The organism is Rhodanobacter thiooxydans LCS2, assembly GCF_000264375.1.
GTDB classification, from domain to species: domain Bacteria; phylum Pseudomonadota; class Gammaproteobacteria; order Xanthomonadales; family Rhodanobacteraceae; genus Rhodanobacter; species Rhodanobacter thiooxydans.
In genome coordinates this window covers 1-13,329 of the sequence record NZ_AJXW01000084.1, presented here as the reverse complement: position 1 = coordinate 13,329, position 13,329 = coordinate 1, and the positions used below count along the sequence as shown (strand labels likewise).

At 68.8% G+C, this 13,329-nt stretch carries 12 protein-coding genes; 9 read left to right on the top strand and 3 right to left on the bottom strand.

Translation table 11 applies throughout. The features are described from left to right. Window positions 1-63 precede the first annotated feature (63 nt). The 3 genes from ubiE to UUA_RS15295 all read left to right on the top strand — a co-directional run bounded on the left by ubiE (window position 64) and on the right by UUA_RS15295 (window position 1,941). On the top strand, window positions 64-831 hold the full coding sequence (gene ubiE, locus UUA_RS15305; RefSeq protein ID WP_008438471.1) for a bifunctional demethylmenaquinone methyltransferase/2-methoxy-6-polyprenyl-1,4-benzoquinol methylase UbiE: 768 nt from the start codon (window positions 64-66) through the stop codon (window positions 829-831). A 221-nt stretch (window positions 832-1,052) separates the two neighbouring features. Continuing rightward, window positions 1,053-1,319, top strand: a complete 267-nt coding sequence (locus tag UUA_RS15300; protein WP_008438470.1) for a DUF2249 domain-containing protein — start codon at window positions 1,053-1,055, stop codon at window positions 1,317-1,319. 7 nt (window positions 1,320-1,326) lie between these two features. After that, window positions 1,327-1,941 (top strand): FmdE family protein, encoded by a 615-nt coding sequence (locus tag UUA_RS15295; protein WP_008438468.1) that lies wholly within the window; start codon window positions 1,327-1,329, stop codon window positions 1,939-1,941. A 7-nt stretch (window positions 1,942-1,948) separates the two neighbouring features. Here the strand turns inward: UUA_RS15295 and UUA_RS15290 are convergent, their stop codons facing one another. Both UUA_RS15290 and UUA_RS15285 read right to left on the bottom strand, forming a co-directional pair. Continuing rightward, window positions 1,949-2,248: a cupin domain-containing protein gene (locus UUA_RS15290; RefSeq protein WP_008438467.1), complete on the bottom strand. Its 300-nt coding sequence runs from the start codon at window positions 2,246-2,248 to the stop codon at window positions 1,949-1,951. Window positions 2,249-2,258: 10 nt separating this feature from the next. Continuing rightward, entirely contained in the window at window positions 2,259-3,188 is a 930-nt protein-coding gene (locus tag UUA_RS15285; protein ID WP_008438466.1) for a DMT family transporter, read from the bottom strand. 140 nt (window positions 3,189-3,328) lie between these two features. Here UUA_RS15285 and UUA_RS15280 point away from each other — a divergent pair, with 140 nt between their 5' ends. From UUA_RS15280 to UUA_RS15260, 5 genes are read left to right on the top strand one after another with little or no spacing between them, the layout of a single operon-like run. Continuing rightward, window positions 3,329-3,823 (top strand): Lrp/AsnC family transcriptional regulator, encoded by a 495-nt coding sequence (locus tag UUA_RS15280; protein WP_050981903.1) that lies wholly within the window; start codon window positions 3,329-3,331, stop codon window positions 3,821-3,823. Window positions 3,824-3,851: 28 nt separating this feature from the next. After that, window positions 3,852-5,546, top strand: a complete 1,695-nt coding sequence (acpA, locus tag UUA_RS15275; RefSeq protein ID WP_008438464.1) for an acid phosphatase — start codon at window positions 3,852-3,854, stop codon at window positions 5,544-5,546. Window positions 5,547-5,606: 60 nt separating this feature from the next. Next, window positions 5,607-6,560 (top strand): prolyl aminopeptidase, encoded by a 954-nt coding sequence (gene pip, locus UUA_RS15270; RefSeq protein WP_008438463.1) that lies wholly within the window; start codon window positions 5,607-5,609, stop codon window positions 6,558-6,560. A 26-nt stretch (window positions 6,561-6,586) separates the two neighbouring features. Then, entirely contained in the window at window positions 6,587-7,879 is a 1,293-nt protein-coding gene (locus UUA_RS15265) for an SDR family oxidoreductase (protein ID WP_008438462.1), read from the top strand. Further along, entirely contained in the window at window positions 7,876-8,352 is a 477-nt protein-coding gene (locus UUA_RS15260; RefSeq protein WP_008438461.1) for a DUF2269 family protein, read from the top strand. Before UUA_RS15265 ends, UUA_RS15260 begins: the two co-directional genes overlap by 4 nt. A 769-nt stretch (window positions 8,353-9,121) precedes the next feature. Here the strand turns inward: UUA_RS15260 and UUA_RS15255 are convergent. Beyond that, the gene (locus tag UUA_RS15255; protein WP_008438459.1) at window positions 9,122-11,128 is read right to left on the bottom strand and encodes a TonB-dependent receptor domain-containing protein; all 2,007 of its coding nucleotides are present in this window, start codon (window positions 11,126-11,128) and stop codon (window positions 9,122-9,124) included. A gap of 262 nt (window positions 11,129-11,390) precedes the next feature. Here UUA_RS15255 and UUA_RS15250 point away from each other — a divergent pair, with 262 nt between their 5' ends. Then, the gene (locus UUA_RS15250) at window positions 11,391-13,244 is read left to right on the top strand and encodes a M1 family metallopeptidase (protein ID WP_008438458.1); all 1,854 of its coding nucleotides are present in this window, start codon (window positions 11,391-11,393) and stop codon (window positions 13,242-13,244) included. Window positions 13,245-13,329: the final 85 nt, after the last annotated feature.

Sequence of the window (13,329 nt, the reverse complement as noted above, 5' to 3'; positions counted from 1 at the left end):
CCGCGAGCGGGCTCCTGCACGCGCATGGAATCGCCACGCCATCATCCTTGTACTATGACGCCCATGAACGAGCAGTCCAAACCCGTCCCCGAATCCACCACCCACTTCGGCTTCCGCGACGTGCCGGTGGGCGACAAGCAGAAGCTGGTCGGCCAGGTGTTCACCTCGGTCGCGAAGAGCTACGACCTGATGAACGATCTGATGTCGTTCGGCATCCACCGGCTGTGGAAGCGCCATTTCGTGGCGATCAGCGGCGTGCGCCGCGGCGACCGCGTACTGGACCTGGCCGGCGGCACCGGCGACATCGCCGCGCTGCTCAAGCCGGTGGTGGGCGACGAGGGCGAGGTGGTCGTCGGCGACATCAACGCGGCGATGCTCAGCGTCGGCCGCGACCGGCTTACCGACCGCGGCCTGGTCGCCGGCCTGCGCTGGGCCCAGCTCAACGCCGAGCGGTTGCCGTTCCCCGACAACTCCTTCGACGCGGTGACCATGGCCTTCGGCCTGCGCAACGTCACCGACAAGGACCGGGCGCTGGCCGACATCTGCCGCGTGCTGAAGCCCGGCGGCCGCGCGCTGGTGCTGGAGTTCTCGCGCGTGCAGAGCGAGCTGTTCGGCAAGCTGTACGACTTCCACTCGTTCAAGGTGCTGCCGAAACTGGGTCAGCTGTTCGCCGGCGACGCCGACAGCTACCGGTACCTGGCCGAATCGATCCGCAAGCACCCCGACCAGGCCACCCTGAAGGACATGATGGAGCGCGCCGGCTTCGGCCGCGTCGAGGTGCGCAACCTCACCCACGGCATCGTGGCGATCCATCGCGCGTACAAGTTCTGAGAGGTTGTGACGATTCAACCTCTCAGCCCGGCCAGAGATGGCCGGGCATGAAACAGTAGTGACTGTTTCATGTGAGCGAGTCCGGGCGTGTCCTGGACTCGCGACTGAAGAAAATCACGGGAAGTGGTTTTCTTCACAAGCTCTGAGCTCCTGATCCAGATCAGTGGCCGCCGGCAGGGCGCGGCGTATGTTGGGCGCTCCCTTACTGCGAGCACCCACTCATGTCCATCGATGCCGTTGCCGAACAGAACGTCCACCTCTTCGACGCCCGTGGCGTGGCGCGGCGCTTCCGCCACTCGGCGATCTTCGGCGCGATCGGCGCCCTGCGTTCGGGCGAGACGATGCGCTTCGTCAACGACCACGACCCGATCCCGCTGATCGCCCAGCTGCGCGAGCGCCTGGGCGACAACCTCACCGTGACCTATCGCCAGCGCGACGCCGACGCCGTGGTGATCGACTTCGGCATCACCGGCCTGCCGACCGAGTGAGCGGCGCATGAACTACCCCGCGTTCTACGAACAGGCGCCGCGCATCCGCATGCGCGACCCGCTGGCCGCCTTCCTCGGCGCCGCCCAGGACGGCCTGATGGAATATGCCTATGTCGACGCCGTGCGACTGGCCGGACATTCCTGTCCCACCGTGGCCGGTGCCTGGCTGATGGCACGCACCGCGCTGCGCGCGCTGTATGCGGACGAACCGGCCGAGCGCGGCGGCGTCGCGGTGCACATGCCGGCCGCCGAGGGCGAGGGCGTCACCGGCGTCATCGCGCAGGTGCTGACCCTGGTCACCGGCGCCGCCGCGGGCAACGGTTTCCACGGCATCGGCGGCCGTTTCGTGCGGCAGTCGCTGCTGGACTACGCAACCGCCCCGGGCACCGCCGCGGTGCAATTCACGCGCCGCGACAACGGCGCCGCCGTGGCGGTGGAGCTGGACCTGTCCACCGTGCCGGCGGCACCGAACCTGCGCGAGCTGATGGTCGGCGCGCTGCAGCCCGGTGCCGGCGCGGAGCAGCGCGCTGCCTTCGCGCAAGCCTGGCAGGGCCGCGTGCAGCGCTTGCTGCTGGAGCACGCGGACGACCCGCAGGTGCTGCGCCTGACCCGGCTGCACTGAACGCCGTTCAAGTATCAATGATCAGCAGGGTTCCGTGGCTGCCCGGCCGAACCGCGTGGGATACGCCGGCCGGCACCATGTAGAGCTGGCCCGCAGTCACCGTGACGGTCTCGCCCGCCACGTCCAGATGCAGTTCACCGTCGAGCACCAGCAGGCCCTCGGCATACGCATGCGTCTCGTCCGGGTAGGCTTGTGCATCCATCCGCGTCAGCTTGAGGCTGGTGTCGCCGACGCGCGCCAGCCGCTTCGATCGCCAGGCCTGTTCCAACTGCGCGGCCTGCTGCGCCAGGTCGAAGAGACGATCCATCACCCGCCCCTCAGCATCGCTCGCACGCCTCGACCGACGCGACCGGAACGATCGCGGCCGGCAGGACACGACGCCGCGCGTTCGCCAGCACCACGCCGCCCACGGTGATCGCACCACCGATCAGGATCAGCGCGTTCGGCACTTCGTGCAGCCACAGCCAGCCGATCAGCAGCGCGATCGGCGGCGACAGGTAGATGAAGCTGCTGACCCGCGACGCCGAGGCGCGGTTGACCGCCATGTTCCACGCGAGATAACCGACAAAGGTTGGCGCGATGCCCAGCCACAGCAGCGCGCCGATACGCGGCCATGACGCCGCCGTCAGCGCCTGCGGCAGGTGCCAACCGAACGGCAGCGCGGCCAGCGTGCCGGCGAAGAACGCAAACGCAGTGACGCCGAGCATGCTGTTGCGTGCGAACAGCGCTTTCTGGCCGACGAAGAAAATCGCCGAGACAGCCACGCAAACCAGCACCAACAAGGCATGCGGATCCATCTCCACGCGCTGCCCGCTGGCCAGCACCACCAGCACCGTGCCGAGCAGCGCCACCGCCAGGCCGATCCAGGTGCGCAGCGTCAGCCGTTCGCGCAGCCACAGCGCCGACACCGCCGCGGTCGCGGCCGGCACCAGCGAGATCAGGATCGAGGCGGTGCCGCTGGCGATCCGCGTCTCGGCGTAGTTCAGGCACAGGTGGTAGACGGTGAGGCCGAGCACGCCGAGCAGGGCCAGCAGCGGCCAGTCGCGCCGCGCCGGCAACGGTACGCGCTTCACCCACAGCAGCGCGGCGAAACACAGCGAGCCGATCAGCAAGCGCGCGAACGCCACCTCGCCCGGGGTGAACGCGGGCAAGGCATAGGCGATCGCGGCGTACGCCGACGACCAGGTCAACAGGGCAATCGCGATGGCGGCCAGGGCGCGGCCATCGAGACGTTCAACGGTATCCATGGGGACGGATTCCTGGGTAGGGGAAGTGCGCATCCTAGTCTTGGCGCTCCGGTCGGGGAATAATGCGCCGGATCGTTTTCCCGATATTTCGCCAGCGATCGGCATCACTTTTTCGGGGTCCCGCCTTGGAATCGAAAGTCATCGAAGCGAAGCCGGAACTGGACGGCAAGGACTGGCAACTGCTGGAGGCGCTGCAGCAGGACGCACGCCTGGGCTACGCCGAACTGGGCCGCAAGGTGCGCCTCTCCGCGCCGGCGGTGGCCGAGCGGGTGAAGCGGCTGGAGGAGGCCGGCGTGATCAGCGGCTACCGCGCCAGCGTCGATCCGAAGCGGCTCGGCTACGGCATCAGCGCGATGATCCGCCTGCGCTGCGACGGCGTCGCCTGCGCGCGCATCGGTGCGTTGGTGGAGGACATTCCCGAAGTGCTCGAATGCCGCCGCCTGGCGGGCGAGGATTCGGCCCTGCTGCACGTGGTGGCCATGTCGATCGGCCACCTCGAAGCCGTGCTCGACCGCCTGCTGAAGACCAGCGCCAGCACCAGCACCACCACCCTGATCGTGCTGCAGACGCCGCACGAGCACCGCCCGCTGACCCGCGCGATGTGGAACGCGGCACGGGCCATGTCCGACGACTGATCCGCACCCCCGCCAGCGACCGCTCCCCATGACCGACCCGACCAAGCCGACCGACGACCAGCACCCGCCCTCACCGGACGAGGCGCCCGCCAACCCCGGACGCCGTCGCCTGCTCGGCGGCATCGCGCTGGCCGGGGCGGCCTTCGCCGTGGGCGACTGCACGCCGTTCGGCGGGCGCGCGCTGGCGTCGAGCCCTGCCGGGGCAGCACTTGATGCGCAGTTGCGCCGGCATATCCGCCATGTGGTGGTGCTGTACGCCGAGAACCGCAGCTTCAACAACCTGTTCGCGGACTTCCCCGGGCTGGCCCGGCCGCTGCAGGCGCTCGACTCGCCGGCCTACCGCCAGCGCGACCGCGACGGCCGCCTGCTCGATACGCTGCCGCCGATCTGGGGCGGCATGGTGCCGCGCGCGCAGACCGTCGATGGCCGCCATTACCAGATCGGCGAACGAGTATTCGGCGCCCTGCCGAACCGCCCGTTCGCCCTGACCACACCCGACGGCGCGCCACTGCCGCATGGCGTGATCACCCGCGACCTGATACATCGCTTCTACGAAAATCAGCTGCAGATCAATGGCGGGCGCAACGACGGTTTCGTCGCCTGGGGCAATACCGGCGCGATGACCATGGGCCACTACGCCGACGGCGCGGCCAATCTGCGGCTATGGCAGCTGGCGCGCCGGTACACCCTGTGCGACAACTTCTTCATGGGCACCTTCGGCGGCTCGTTCCTCAACCACCAGTACCTCGCCGCGGCGCAGCCCCCGTTCTACCCGCACGCCGATCGCAGCCCGGCGAAGTTCCAGATCGCCACGCTGGAAGACGGCCCCACCGGCATCCGTCCGAAGCTGGCCGAGGACTCGCCGGCCAGCGCGATGCAGGGTCGCCCTAAATTCGCCACAGCCGATGCACTCACCCCCGATTTCTGGGCGGTCAACACCCTGGGGCCGGCCTACGCGCCGGCGTTCGGCCACGACAAGCGCGACCCGCGTTTCGCCGATGCGGACAGCCCGAACACCCTGCCCGCGCAAAGCCACCTCACCATCGGCGACGCGCTGCCCGCGGCCGGGGTCGACTGGGCCTGGTACGCCGGCGGCTGGCAGCTGGCGCTGGACGGCCATGGCGGCGGCGACCACCACGCCTTTCCGGAAGTGCCCAACTTCCAGCCGCACCACCAGCCGTTCAATTACTTCCGCCAGTTCGCGCCCGGCACGGCGGCGCGGGCGCAGCACCTGCGCGACGCCGGCACCGGCAGCGAGGCGACCAGCAACCATTTCCTCGCCGCGGCTGCCGCCGGCACGCTGCCGCCGGTGACGTTCTACAAGCCGCAGGGCGATCTCAACATGCATGCCGGCTACGCCAGCGTGGACGCCGGCGACCGCCACCTGGCGCAGGTGGTCGAGGCGCTGCAGGCCAGCCCGCTGTGGCCGAACATGCTGGTGCTGATCACCGTCGACGAGAACGGCGGCTGGTGGGACCACGTGGCACCGCCGCAGGGCGACCGCTGGGGGCCCGGCTCGCGCATCCCCGCGCTGGTGGTGTCGCCGTTCGCGAAGCAGGGGTCCGTCGACCACACCGTCTACGACACCGGCTCGATCCTGCGCTTCATCACCCGCCGCTTCGGCCTCGCCAAGCTGCCCGGCCTTGCGCTGCGCGAGCGGGCGATGGTCGCCGCCGGCGGCCCGCCGCCGGGCGACCTCACCGCCGCGTTGCAGTTCGCCTGACGCAACAAAACTCCCTCCCCCTGCAGGCAGGGGGAGAAGAAAATCCACAAGAGGCCCGCCATGCGCGAGATGTACCCCGAGATTGAGCCGTTCCGCAGCCAGCACATCGCCGTCGATGCGATCCACCGCCTGTACGTCGAGGAATGCGGCAACCCCACCGGTCTGCCGGTGGTGTTCCTGCACGGCGGTCCGGGCGCGGGGCTGTCGGCCTACCACCGGCGCTTCTTCAACCCGGCGTACTACCGCATCGTGCTGTTTGACCAGCGCGGCGCCGGGCAATCCGCGCCATTCGCCGAACTCACCGACAACACCACCTGGCACCTGGTCGCCGACATCGAGGCGATCCGCGAGCAGTTGGAGATCGAGCGCTGGGTGGTGTTCGGCGGCTCGTGGGGCTCGACGCTGGCGCTGACCTACGCACAGGCGCACGCCGAGCGCGTGCTGGGGCTGGTGCTGCGCGGCATCTTCCTGGGCCGCCCGCAGGAGCTGCGCTGGTTCAACGAGCTCGATGGCGGCGCCGCGCAGATCTTCCCCGAGCGCTGGGCGCGCTTCCTCGATTTCATCCCCGAGGCTGAGCGCGGCTCGATGCTGGACGCCTACTGGAGCCGCCTCACCAGCGACGACGAAGCCACCCGGCTCGCCGCGGCGCGAGCGTGGAGCGCATGGGAGGGCGGCAGCACCACCTTGCTGCACGACCCCGACGCCGGCGGCGACTTCGAGGACCCGCACAAGGCGGTAAGCCTGGCCGTGATGGAGGCGCACTACTTCCGCCACAACATCTTCCTGGAGCCCGACCAGCTGCTGCGCGACATCGCGCGCATCCGCCACCTCCCCGCCACCATCGTGCACGGCCGCTACGACATCATCTGCCCGATGAAGAGCGCCTACGACCTCAGCCAGGCCTGGCCCGAAGCGCAGCTGCACGTGGTGCTGGCCGGCCACAGCGCCACCGACCCGGCGATCGTCGACCAGCTGGTGCAGGCCACCGACCGCCTGGCGGACCGGTACTGCTGAAGCCATCCGCAGCCAGGGAGGGAAGCATGCGCGTACTGGTCACCGGCGCCTACGGTTTCATCGGCGCGCACATCGTCGCGGCACTCACTGCGGCCGGCCACGAAGTCGTCTGCGCCGTGCGCGGTGCACGGCTCGACACGCGCTTCCCCGGACTGCCGGCGATCGCCTGCGACATGGCGCGTGACCTGCGCTGCGAGGACTGGCTGCCGCGGCTGGAAGGCATCGACGCGGTGGTGAACTGCGCCGGCATCCTGCGCGAGCGCGGTGCCGACACCTACGCCGCCGTGCACGAGCAGGCACCGCTGGCACTGTTCCAGGCCTGCGTGCGGCGCGGCGTGCGCCGGGCGATCCAGATCTCCGCGCTGGGTGATCCCGTCGACGGCGACTTCGTCGCCTCCAAACATCGCGGCGATGCAGCACTGGCCGCATTGGAACTGGATTGGCTGGTGCTGCGCCCCTCGCTGGTCTACAGCGCGCGCGGCTCCTACGGCGGCAGCTCGCTGCTGCGCGCGCTGGCGGCCCTGCCCGGCGGGCTGCCGTTGCCGGCGGGGGGTACCCAGCGCGTGCAACCGATCGCGGCGGAGGACGTCGGCGTCGCTGTGGTCGCCGCGCTGGCGCGCCCCGATGTCGCGCGCCGCATCATCGAGTTGGTCGGCCCCGAGGCGATGCCCCTGTGCGACTACCTGCTGGCATGGCGCCGCTGGCTGGGCTTCGGCCACGTACGTATCCTGCCGCTGCCGCTGCCGCTGGCACGCTTCGCCGCCGCGCTGGGCGAGCGGCTGGGCGACGGCCCGCTGGGCCGGACCATGTTGCGCATGCTCGAACGCGGCAACGTGGGCGCCGTCCACGCCGTGGCGCGCCTGCGCGACACGCTGGGCCTGTCGCCACGGCCGCTGCAACGCGCGCTCAACGAGGCGCCGAGCCGGGTGCAGGATCGCTGGCACGCACGGCTGTACTTCTGGCTGCCGCTGCTGCGCGTGTTGCTGGCCTTGTTGTGGCTGGGCTCCGGCGTGGTGGGCTGGACGACCTCCGCACGCGAGGTGCAGGCACTGGCCGCCGGTGGCCCGCTGGGCGGCCACGCGGCGCTGTGGCTGGCGCGCCTGACCGCCAGCGCCGACCTCGCGCTGGGCGCGTTGTGTCTGCTGCGCTGGCGGCCGCGGCTGGTGCTCGGCGCGATGCTGGCGATGCTGCTGGGCTACACGCTGGGCGTCGGCCTGTTATGGCCCGCGCAGTGGCTGGCACCGTTCGGCGGCCTGCTGAAGAACCTGCCGCTGATTGCGGCGCTGGCGATCCTGCTGGCCACGCAGGAGCGCCGATGAACACCTATCTCCTGCTGAAGACCCTGCACATCCTCTCGTCCACCGTGCTGTTCGGCACCGGGCTCGGCACGGCCTTCTTCATGTGGTTCACCCATCGCAGCGGCCAGGTGGCCGCCATCGCGGTGGCAACCCGGCTGACTGTGCGCGCGGATTTCCTGTTCACCACACCGGCGGTGATTGCGCAGCCGGTCACCGGCGTGCTGCTGATGCGCGAGCTGGGTTTCGGCTTCGGGGCGCCGTGGCTGCAGGCGGCGCTGGCGCTGTACCTGCTGGCCGGCGGCTGCTGGCTGCCGGTGGTGTGGCTGCAATGGCGCGCGCGCAACCTGGCCGCTGCCGCGCTGCGCGACAGCGCAGAGCTGCCGCAGGCCTACCATCGCTGCATGCGCGCATGGTTCGCGCTGGGCTGGCCGGCGTTCATCGCCATGATGGTCACCTTCTGGCTGATGGTGACCAAGCCATCGCTGTGGAGCTGAATCACCGCCCGCCGTCTAACCACCGCTCTTCGCGAGTGGACACCGGCAGCGCAGGAAACGGATAGCACCGGGCCACCCCCATGGCCAGCATGGGCGCCCTCTTCGCCGGACCTGCCCATGCTCACCCTGTTCGACCAGCTGCCCTCACAGAACGCCTGGCAGGCGTGCCAGTTGCTGCACCACCTTGGCCAGCCGTATCACAAGGTGCCGGTGAGCATCTTCAGGGCGAGGGCCACTGCGAGGTCTATCGGCGAACCGGTACCACCGGCGCGGTGCCGGCGATCCGGCTGAAGGACGACCGCGTGCTGGCCGAGTCGAATGCCATCCTGCTGTATCTCGCCGACAGCACGCCGCACCTGCCGGCCGAACCCGTTCGGCCAGCAGGTACGGCAATGGCTGCATTTCGAGCGGCGAACTGGCGACGCCGCCGTTCATCGCCAGCGACGACTATGGCATCGCCGACACCACACTGTTCACCTACGCCAGCTGCGTTGAAGAAGCCGGGCTTCGCTCGATGCCCATCCCACGTTCGTGCGCGGATCGCAAAGCCTGGTCTCCCCGCCACCATGCACCTGCGTGCCATCGACCCACATGCGCTGCGGAAGCGCTGAAACGGTGCGCGTTGCGGCTCCATTACGCCGGCAATGGCGACCACCGCCGACAAGGCAGTGGGCCGGCGAGCACATACCGCTGGCGCATCCACCTGCAGTGACGCCATCACCGGCCATGTCGCGAGACAGCTCATGGCCGACGACGCATGCCACCCGGCTCAGAAGAACGCGCGCAAACCCACCGAGATGTTCCGGCCCGGCATGGGCGCGGAGTCCTTGAACAGCGAGGTGGCGGGGCGGGCGGTCTGGTTGGTCAGGTTGTTGCCGTCGAGGAAGGCTTCCCACTGGCTGTTGGCGTGGTCGTGGAAGGTCCAGGCGAGGTGCGCGTTGACCAGGGTGTAGCCCGCCGTTTCGGTTTCGAACGGAGCCGTCTTGTCCTGCTTGAAGTAGCGCACGGCGCCCAGGCTCGCGCGCAGTTCGTCGGCGCTCCAGTTCACCTGCGCGCCCGCACGGCTGGCCGGGATGCGCGGCAGGTTGCGGCCGCCGTTGGCCAGCGTGGCGCGCACGGTATCGCCGAACACGCGCAGATCCCAGTTGCCATGGACGCCCCTGGCCAGGTGGAAGGTGGCCTCGGCTTCGGCGCCGCGGAAATTGGCATCGTCCTGCGACCAGAGGCGGACCGGCAGGCCGTCATTGATGTCGCCGGTATCGGCCAGGTAGATGAAATTCCTGTAGCGGTTGTAGTAGACGGCGACCTTGCCTTCGACTTTTTCGCCATGGAAATGCAGGCCCAGTTCGGCCTGGTTGGAGGTTTCCTTGCCGAGGTCGGCGTCGCCTATCTCGAACGTGGCCGAAGCGGCGTGCGGGCCGTTGGAGAACAGCTCTTCTTCTGCCGGCGCACGCTGCGCGCGGTTGAGGTTGAGGCTGAGGTGCCAGTGCTCGGTGAAGCGCCAGGCCGCGCCGGCGGAAAAGCTGCTGGGCGAGAAACTGCGCTTGCCGCCATATTCCGGCTCGCTGCTCTGCTTGTCGTGACGCGCGCCCAACTCCAGTTTCACCGGCCCGAAATCGCGCTGCTCCATGACGAACACGCCCACGCTTTTGGTGGTGGTCGCCGGCACGAAAGTCTCGTCGCCCACGGCGGAAAACCTGCGATGCCCGGTCTGCACGCCGATCGCGCCTTCCCATCCGGCGATCGGCTGGTGCGACACGATCAGGCGCCCCTGGTTGCTGTCGGTGCCGAACGTGGTGCCCGCTTCGGAACCCTCGTACTCGACATGCTGGTACGCGCCGTGGCCGAGGCTGAAGTCGATCTTCGAGATACCGGCGAACGGATCGACCAGGCCGCCTTTCAGGGTGTAGTTGGTCTGCGCCATCTTGATCGTGACGGGGTCTTCGCCCAACGCCGGGTCGCCGGGCTCGGCGGGGCTTCCGTAGGCGTCCATGAAGCGCGCCACCGACAGGCCCAGGTAGCCCCAGTTGCCGAGCATCGAAGCGCCGACCGAACCGGCGGTCGTCTTGACCTGGCTGTTGGCGAGCGTGCCGCCGGGTATGTCGTAGCTGTCGTTGTCGCGGCGCATGCCGTCGACATGGAGTGCGAAGTCGTCATTGCCGCCGTCGACCCGGAACATGCCGGTCTTGCCCTCGGAAACACTGTCGTAACGCGCTTCGGCGCGCCCCGCGAAACCGTCGTCCGGAGCTTTCTCCGGAATGCGCCCATCGACGACATTGACCGCGCCGCCGATCGCGCCGGAACCGTAAAGCAGGGTCGAAGGACCTTTCAGCACCTCGATCTGGTCGGCCAGGAACGGCTCCAGGGTGACCGCATGGTCCTGGCTCACATTGGAGACATCCTGCGACGAGAGGCCGTTCTCCAGCACCGCGACTCGCGGGCCGTCGAAGCCGCGAATCACCGGCCGACCGACCGCCGCGCCCATGCCGGCGGACTGCACGCCGGGGATGTTCGACACGGTTTCGCCCAGCGAGATCCCCTTGAGGGCGTCCAGTTGCGCCCCCGCCAACACCGCCGCCGGACGCACGATCTGGTCGATGCCCAGCCCCAATGGCACGGCGGTGACGACGATGTCCTGAAGATTCTGCACCGGCTTGCCCTTGGCAGTGTCCTCGTCGGGGATGGCATCGGTTGCCGGCGCCGAAGCGGATGCCAGATCGGGCCATGCCGTGCCGAACAGTGCAGCCAGAGAGAAAGCCAGGAGAGTTTTGCGCATCAGACGGAATCCCAAGGTGAGCCGCGGAGCTGCGGCGGCAGTTGTTATGAAATGTTATATCATTTCATTTACGATGCAGGCCCGTGCAGAAAGTCACATCGCGGCAGCGCAATTTTGGCTCCGCGATACCGGTACAAAGCCGGGCATGCCACCGTTTGGCGGCGCTTTGGCACCCGATCGCAGCGCTGCCGCAACGCCCAGGAAGCGGGCAGCCGCAACGGCGGCAATGGCATACTCGACGTTTTCCGGCACGAGACTTCCGATGCGCTTTCTGCCTGCTCTCGCCTTCGGCACGCTGCTGTTGCCGCTGGCCGCCTACGCCAACGACCCGAATTCCTACGCCCAGCCCGACCAGGTACGGGTGACGCATCTGGACCTGGACCTCACGATCGACTTCCCGCGGCGGCAGCTCGACGGCCACGCCACGCTGCAGCTGGACTGGAAGAACCCCAAGGCGCAGTCGCTGGTGCTGGACACGCGCGACCTGAAGATCGCCAGGGTCGAAGCGCTGGGCGCCGATGGCAAGGCCACCCCGCTGAAGTACGCGCTGGCCCCGCGCGACAAGGTGCTGGGCAGCAAGCTGACCATCGCCACGCCGAAGCACCCGGCGCAGGTGCGCATCGTCTACGCCAGCTCGCCCGAGGCGTCCGGCCTGCAATGGCTGACGCAGACGCAGACCGCCGACAAGACGCTGCCCTTCATGTTCTCGCAGTCCGAGTCGATCCACGCCCGCTCGTGGGTGCCGCTGCAGGATTCGCCGGCGGTCCGCTTCACCTACAAGGCACACGTGACCGCGCCGAAAGAAGTGCGCGTGGTGATGAGTGCGCTCAACGACGCGAAGCATCCGCTGGACGGCGATTTCCGCTTCGACCAGCCGCACCCGATCCCGTCCTACCTGCTGGCGATCGCCGCCGGCGACCTCGCGGTGAAGGAAACCGGCCCGCGCTCGGCCGTCTATGCCGAGCCGTCGGTGGTGGACAAGGTCGCGCACGAGTTCGAGGACACCGAGCAGCTGATCGCCGCCACCGAACAGCTGTACGGCCCGTATGCCTGGGGCCGCTACGACATCCTGGTGCTGCCGCCGTCATTCCCGTTCGGCGGCATGGAAAACCCCAACATGACCTTCGCCACGCCGACCGTGCTGGTGGGCGACAAGAGCCTGGTGTCGCTGGTCTCGCACGAGCTGGCGCACTCATGGTCGGGCAACCTGGTGACCAGCGCCGCGTGGCGCGACATCTGGCTCAACGAGGGCTTCACCACCTACGTGCAGGGGCGCATCACCGAGGCGGTGTACGGCAAGGCGCTGGCCGACGAGGAGGCGCTGCTGTCCGCCCGCGCGCTGCAGAAGGGCATCGGCGCGATGGCCGCCAACGCGCAGAAGCTGGCCCCCGATCCACGCGGCATCGGCGCCGACGATGCGCTCTCCGACGTGGCTTACGACAAGGGTTCGTGGTTCCTGCGCACACTGGAGCAGCGCTTCGGCCGCGAGCGCTTCGACGCCTACCTGAAGGGCTACTTCAACCACTTCGCCTGGCACAGCATCACCACCGAGCAGATGCTCGACTACCTGAAGCCGAACCTGATCGAGAAGTATCCCGGCAAGATGGGCTGGGACGAAGTGAAGGCCTGGGTCTACGGCGAAGGCATCCCGAAGGATGCGCCGCTGCCCGCCTCGCCGCGCTTCGACGCAATCGACCGCGAGCGCAGCGATTTCCTGGCCGGCGCGCTGGCCGCCAGCCAGCTCGACGCGAAAGGCTGGAACACCCAGGAATGGATGTACTTCCTCGACCGCCTGCCCGACGCGCCGCCGCTGGCGAAGATGCAGGAACTCGACGCCGCCTGGCACCTCACCGGCACGCCGAACGCGGAGATCGGCATGCGCTGGTACAGCCACGCCATTGCCGCCGGCGACAAGGCGGTCTGGGACGCCGCCGCCGAGCACATGACGCGGATCGGCCGCATCTACCTCACCACGCCGCTGTACAAGGCCTTCGTGAAAACCCCGGAGGGCCTGACCTTCGCCGAGCAGGTGTACGCCAGGGCCAAGAGCGGCTACCACCCACTGACCCAGCAGGTGGTCGAGGGCATCATTGCCAAGGCGAAGAAAGCGAAGTAACCCAAGCTCCTCCCCCTGCTCAGCAGGGGGAGGTCGGGAGGGGGTAGCTTTTGATCTTCGATCGAGATCAAGAGCACCCCACCCC

What these genes read in the sequence shown, in the direction of transcription:
- ubiE (WP_008438471.1), top strand. Translation starts at nt 64, where the DNA reads ATGAACGAGCAGTCCAAACCCGTCCCCGAATCCACCACCCACTTCGGC.
- UUA_RS15300 (WP_008438470.1), top strand. Translation starts at nt 1,053, where the DNA reads ATGTCCATCGATGCCGTTGCCGAACAGAACGTCCACCTCTTCGACGCC.
- UUA_RS15295 (WP_008438468.1), top strand. Translation starts at nt 1,327, where the DNA reads ATGAACTACCCCGCGTTCTACGAACAGGCGCCGCGCATCCGCATGCGC.
- UUA_RS15290 (WP_008438467.1), bottom strand. Translation starts at nt 2,248, where the DNA reads ATGGATCGTCTCTTCGACCTGGCGCAGCAGGCCGCGCAGTTGGAACAG.
- UUA_RS15285 (WP_008438466.1), bottom strand. Translation starts at nt 3,188, where the DNA reads ATGGATACCGTTGAACGTCTCGATGGCCGCGCCCTGGCCGCCATCGCG.
- acpA (WP_008438464.1), top strand. Translation starts at nt 3,852, where the DNA reads ATGACCGACCCGACCAAGCCGACCGACGACCAGCACCCGCCCTCACCG.
- pip (WP_008438463.1), top strand. Translation starts at nt 5,607, where the DNA reads ATGCGCGAGATGTACCCCGAGATTGAGCCGTTCCGCAGCCAGCACATC.
- UUA_RS15265 (WP_008438462.1), top strand. Translation starts at nt 6,587, where the DNA reads ATGCGCGTACTGGTCACCGGCGCCTACGGTTTCATCGGCGCGCACATC.
- UUA_RS15260 (WP_008438461.1), top strand. Translation starts at nt 7,876, where the DNA reads ATGAACACCTATCTCCTGCTGAAGACCCTGCACATCCTCTCGTCCACC.
- UUA_RS15255 (WP_008438459.1), bottom strand. Translation starts at nt 11,128, where the DNA reads ATGCGCAAAACTCTCCTGGCTTTCTCTCTGGCTGCACTGTTCGGCACG.
- UUA_RS15250 (WP_008438458.1), top strand. Translation starts at nt 11,391, where the DNA reads ATGCGCTTTCTGCCTGCTCTCGCCTTCGGCACGCTGCTGTTGCCGCTG.